We start from the raw sequence: 3,607 nt of genomic DNA, 5'->3' as shown, positions 1-3,607 counted from the left end.
AAACTAAAAAAGAATTGAAAGTTAGGTATCTTCTCATCCTTAGTGAATAATATTGGGTAACAAGAAACTAAAAAAGAATTGAAAGAATTAAGGATAAGGCTTTAGGTATCATTGGTAAAGTATATTTAGCTTAGCGGGCCTCACTCTAAGTGGGTGTGCCTATATCCCTAATAATGTTGCCTAGTTCAGTAGTAATGTTGGTTATTCATGCTGCTGGCTCATACCTAGGGTTCAGAGGTTTGAGTATCCCTAGGGGAGTGGGAGTGTATGTTTCAGTATTTGAGGTTCTATACTACGTGTTAGCTAGTTCATTGGTTTTACGCATTCTGCCAACATGGTTAATGCTATTGGTCATACTAATGCTGGTTACTCACTTAACTGGTGCATACGCCTACTTTAAAGGTTACTTGGGTAGGTACGCAAGCAAGCGGGCGTTAATGTATTATGGCGTTTATGAGCTTATTGAATTTACCATAATATTAGCTATTGTGGTTAACATAGCTTAGAATGTAGCCCTAGGGGTCATTGATTAGTTTAATCCTCCCATCACTGCTAAATATGCTGATGCAGTGTGTTTACTGGTTTCCCTGCTGAGTAGTGAAGCTGAGTAATTAATAGCCATTAAAGGTGGTAACCGGTAATAATTGCGTTTAACCCTATAGGAATACCATGGCTATTGCCAGTACTATTTGCACCAGTCAGTTTAGCTAAAGTGGCTCTTTCACTAACCATGAGCTTAGCCATAACTTGGGCTATTAACGGCATGCAACCTGTTACTATCACTGTTAAGCCAAGGCCTATTAAGTTAACTGAGTATGTGGATAAAGTAACACCAATACCTAGGTCCAGTATAGTCACTAAGGCTGTTTCTTTTATTCTCATTTCTTTTCTTCATTAATGCCCCTTAGGGCTATTATGTATGCTTGCCCATGCCGTATTTTTTCTCATGATTTCATCATGCTCCTTTGAGCGCGTTGCCCCCTTGGGCTTATGTACTTGACCCCAATGCCGTGTAGTGGTGCCTTCATGGCAATCCTCATTAAGTAAAGAAGAAACTAAAAGAATTGAAAGTTATGCATTACTGATACCCACGCCCAAATGAATGCTGTTGACGGTGCTGGGGCGGCATTGATAATTAACATTGGGTTAAGGGAAGAGGTTAAGTGCCTTAAAGCATTAACCTGAGTTTATAATTCCACTAATTGAAGCAAGCTTCATTAATTACTGATTAAAGTGCATGTGGACTATAATGGTGTGTTAATGCGGGTGGTCTCTATGGCAACACTTATAACAACTAAGGTGAATTAACTAAACTGGTGGTCACATGTCCAGGCGTAGTGAAATACCCACAACCCCGGAGGGCTTAAGGAAGTACATGAGGGTTATTGATGACCAAGACATATGCATAGGCTGTGGTGCCTGCGTTAGTGTTTGTCCAACTAATGCGTGGGAATTGGATGAGAATGGGAAGGCTAGGTTAATCTGGGACTGGTGTATTGACGACTTCTCCTGCATACCAGTATGCCCAGTCAACTGCATTTGGAAGACGCCGGAATCCCCAGAGACTGCTAGGCCTAAGGATAATTGGTACAGGTTTAGTAGGCAATTAACCCCGGAGGAGCAGAAGGTTTTTGAGGAGTGGGCTAAGAAGTATGGAATAACCGGTAAGCCAGCTAAAGTGGCTCAATAGTTAAATAACCTTAGGATGAGGATCATTAAACGTGGTCAATTGTGTTCAAGTACTCTGATGTACATAAGGTAATTTACCCAAGGAGGCATGAGGGGATTTACAAGAATCGTGGAGATAACCCGTGGGTATCAGTAAGGATTAGGCAGGGTGTTGGCCGTGACCCAAGTAAGTGGTTTTCAAACCAGTTGAGGGTTATTGCTGAGGTTAGTAGGACTTATAGTGATGGTAGGGTAATGCTTGGGACTAGGGGTGATGTTGAGGTTTTTAAGGTTGATTTCAGGCTTTTTAATGAGGTTGCGGCGAGGCTTAAGGAGGCCGGCCTCGATCCTAGGGATTCCTGCGGTAATAGTGTTAGGAACCCAATACCATGCATATCCCAATTCTGCCCATACGCCAACATTAATGCCGAAGCCTTATCAACATTCATAGGTGATTACTTTAGGTATAGGGGTGAGTATGAATCACTCCCACATAGGATTAAAATATCAGTATCAGCCTGCGAGAAGGCGTGCGCAGTACCCACAGCCCAGGATATTGGTATTGTGGCTAAGCCTAATGGCAAGTTCAATATATATCTAGGTGGCGGTATTGGTGAGCATGCCTTCAGTGCTAAGCTCGCCTTCACTAATGTTGATGCTGAGGACCTACTACCAATATGTGTTGGTATTGCTGAGGTATTTAGGAGGTCGGGCGAAAGGAGGGGGTTTAAGTGGGTTATTAAGTTGCGTGGGCTTGATAAGGTTAAGGAGGATGTCATGGCTATAGCTAGGGAGGTTAAGCCAAAATTACCTAAACCACCTAACCTAAACCCCAGTTTCATTAAGTCAAGGATTATTAATATTAAGTACCCAACCGGCTGGGTTACTGCAGATGAGCTTGTTAAGTTAGCTAATGTTGCTGAGAGGTATGGGTTTGGTTACGTATTATTATTCAATAATCAAAACGCCTACATACCAGTCCATGAGGAGGTTAAGGAGATTAAGGGCTTGGGTAATTATGAGGTTAGGGATCCAGGCCCAATTTACCCAGAGGGCCCAATAACAGTTGCCTGCATTGGTAGTGAACTATGCCCACCAGGCTTAATAGACACAACAAGCCTAGGCCGTAAAATACACGTCCACCTCAATGAATTAAAGGAGCCCATTAGAATCGGCATCAGTGGCTGCACCCATGACTGCGGTATGAGTTGGGTATCAGATATAGGTCTTGAGCCTTTCGGCTTCAAGACGAGGATTCTAGTAACCATAGGAGGTGAACCGGGGCAATTAGGCTTCATAGTAGGCACAGTGGATCCTAATGATGCTGAATTAACGGTTAAGGCTATCCTAGGCATGTATAGTAAATCCGGAATTCACGGTATTAGGGAATTCGCAGTGAAGATTGGTATTGATGCGATTAGGGGCGAGTTAAAGAAGCAGGTACCCTCATTCCAACCACCTGACAATAGTGTCATTAACATATTTGGACCTGAATAATACCCTGCCTTCTTTTAAAATATTCAATGCATGGTTATAGGGATAAGTATTCCCCATGGAATCTAAGCAATCGTGGGCCATTACTTGGGTCAATCTACGTAATTCCTCAAAATAACTTCACTAGGATTAACACATAGGTTATGGCAATACTTAAGTAATTCATTACCATACATAGTGGTAAAGGCTTAATTAATTAGCGGATCATGTATAATCATTTAAACCACATTAAAGGATTGCAAGCTACAGTTCACAAGCTTAATAACCTAGGGGAAATACCTTTATTCTTTCGAATGTTAAATAGCTTGCTTTCATCATTATTAATGATTAATAATCGATTTAATCATGTTTGATTGCATATGAGAAGCAAGTTAACTAAAGCCATTGGGGCAATACGTAATGGCTCCTCGATGCGTTAACAACACATAGTAACATTCCCTCAGCC

Annotated in this window: 4 protein-coding genes and 2 pseudogenes; 5 read left to right on the top strand and 1 reads right to left on the bottom strand. The window is 41.8% G+C overall.

Annotated elements, in window-relative coordinates:
* The first annotated feature begins 149 nt into the window (after window positions 1–149).
* A complete protein-coding gene (locus BP896_RS01885; protein WP_291765089.1) occupies window positions 150–506 on the top strand; it encodes a hypothetical protein in 357 nt (118 codons plus the stop codon).
* A 115-nt stretch (window positions 507–621) separates the two neighbouring features.
* Here BP896_RS01885 and BP896_RS01880 read toward each other — a convergent pair whose 3' ends face one another.
* Window positions 622–882 carry a hypothetical protein gene (locus BP896_RS01880; protein ID WP_291765086.1) on the bottom strand — a complete coding sequence of 87 codons (261 nt, stop codon included), beginning with the start codon at window positions 880–882 and terminating at the stop codon, window positions 622–624.
* Between the two features lie 442 nt (window positions 883–1,324).
* Here BP896_RS01880 and BP896_RS01875 point away from each other — a divergent pair, with 442 nt between their 5' ends.
* The 4 genes and pseudogenes from BP896_RS01875 to BP896_RS09865 all read left to right on the top strand — a co-directional run bounded on the left by BP896_RS01875 (window position 1,325) and on the right by BP896_RS09865 (window position 3,165).
* On the top strand, window positions 1,325–1,690 hold the full coding sequence (locus BP896_RS01875; protein ID WP_291765084.1) for an indolepyruvate ferredoxin oxidoreductase subunit alpha: 366 nt from the start codon (window positions 1,325–1,327) through the stop codon (window positions 1,688–1,690).
* A 116-nt stretch (window positions 1,691–1,806) separates the two neighbouring features.
* A pseudogene (locus BP896_RS09875) lies at window positions 1,807–1,995 on the top strand (nitrite/sulfite reductase); the annotation flags it as partial.
* A gap of 48 nt (window positions 1,996–2,043) precedes the next feature.
* Window positions 2,044–2,436 (top strand): annotated as a pseudogene (locus BP896_RS09870) (nitrite/sulfite reductase); the annotation flags it as partial.
* Between the two features lie 9 nt (window positions 2,437–2,445).
* Window positions 2,446–3,165, top strand: a complete 720-nt coding sequence (locus tag BP896_RS09865) for a hypothetical protein (protein ID WP_414633176.1) — start codon at window positions 2,446–2,448, stop codon at window positions 3,163–3,165.
* Window positions 3,166–3,607 lie beyond the last annotated feature (442 nt).

Origin of the sequence: Caldivirga sp. UBA161, from assembly GCF_002506515.1 — an archaeon.
GTDB lineage: Archaea > Thermoproteota > Thermoprotei > Thermoproteales > Thermocladiaceae > Caldivirga.
This window is presented reverse-complemented; position numbering and strand designations above follow the sequence as displayed.

What these genes read in the sequence shown, in the direction of transcription:
- BP896_RS01875 (WP_291765084.1), top strand. Translation starts at nt 1,325, where the DNA reads ATGTCCAGGCGTAGTGAAATACCCACAACCCCGGAGGGCTTAAGGAAG.
- BP896_RS09865 (WP_414633176.1), top strand. Translation starts at nt 2,446, where the DNA reads ATGGCTATAGCTAGGGAGGTTAAGCCAAAATTACCTAAACCACCTAAC.
- BP896_RS01880 (WP_291765086.1), bottom strand. Translation starts at nt 882, where the DNA reads ATGAGAATAAAAGAAACAGCCTTAGTGACTATACTGGACCTAGGTATT.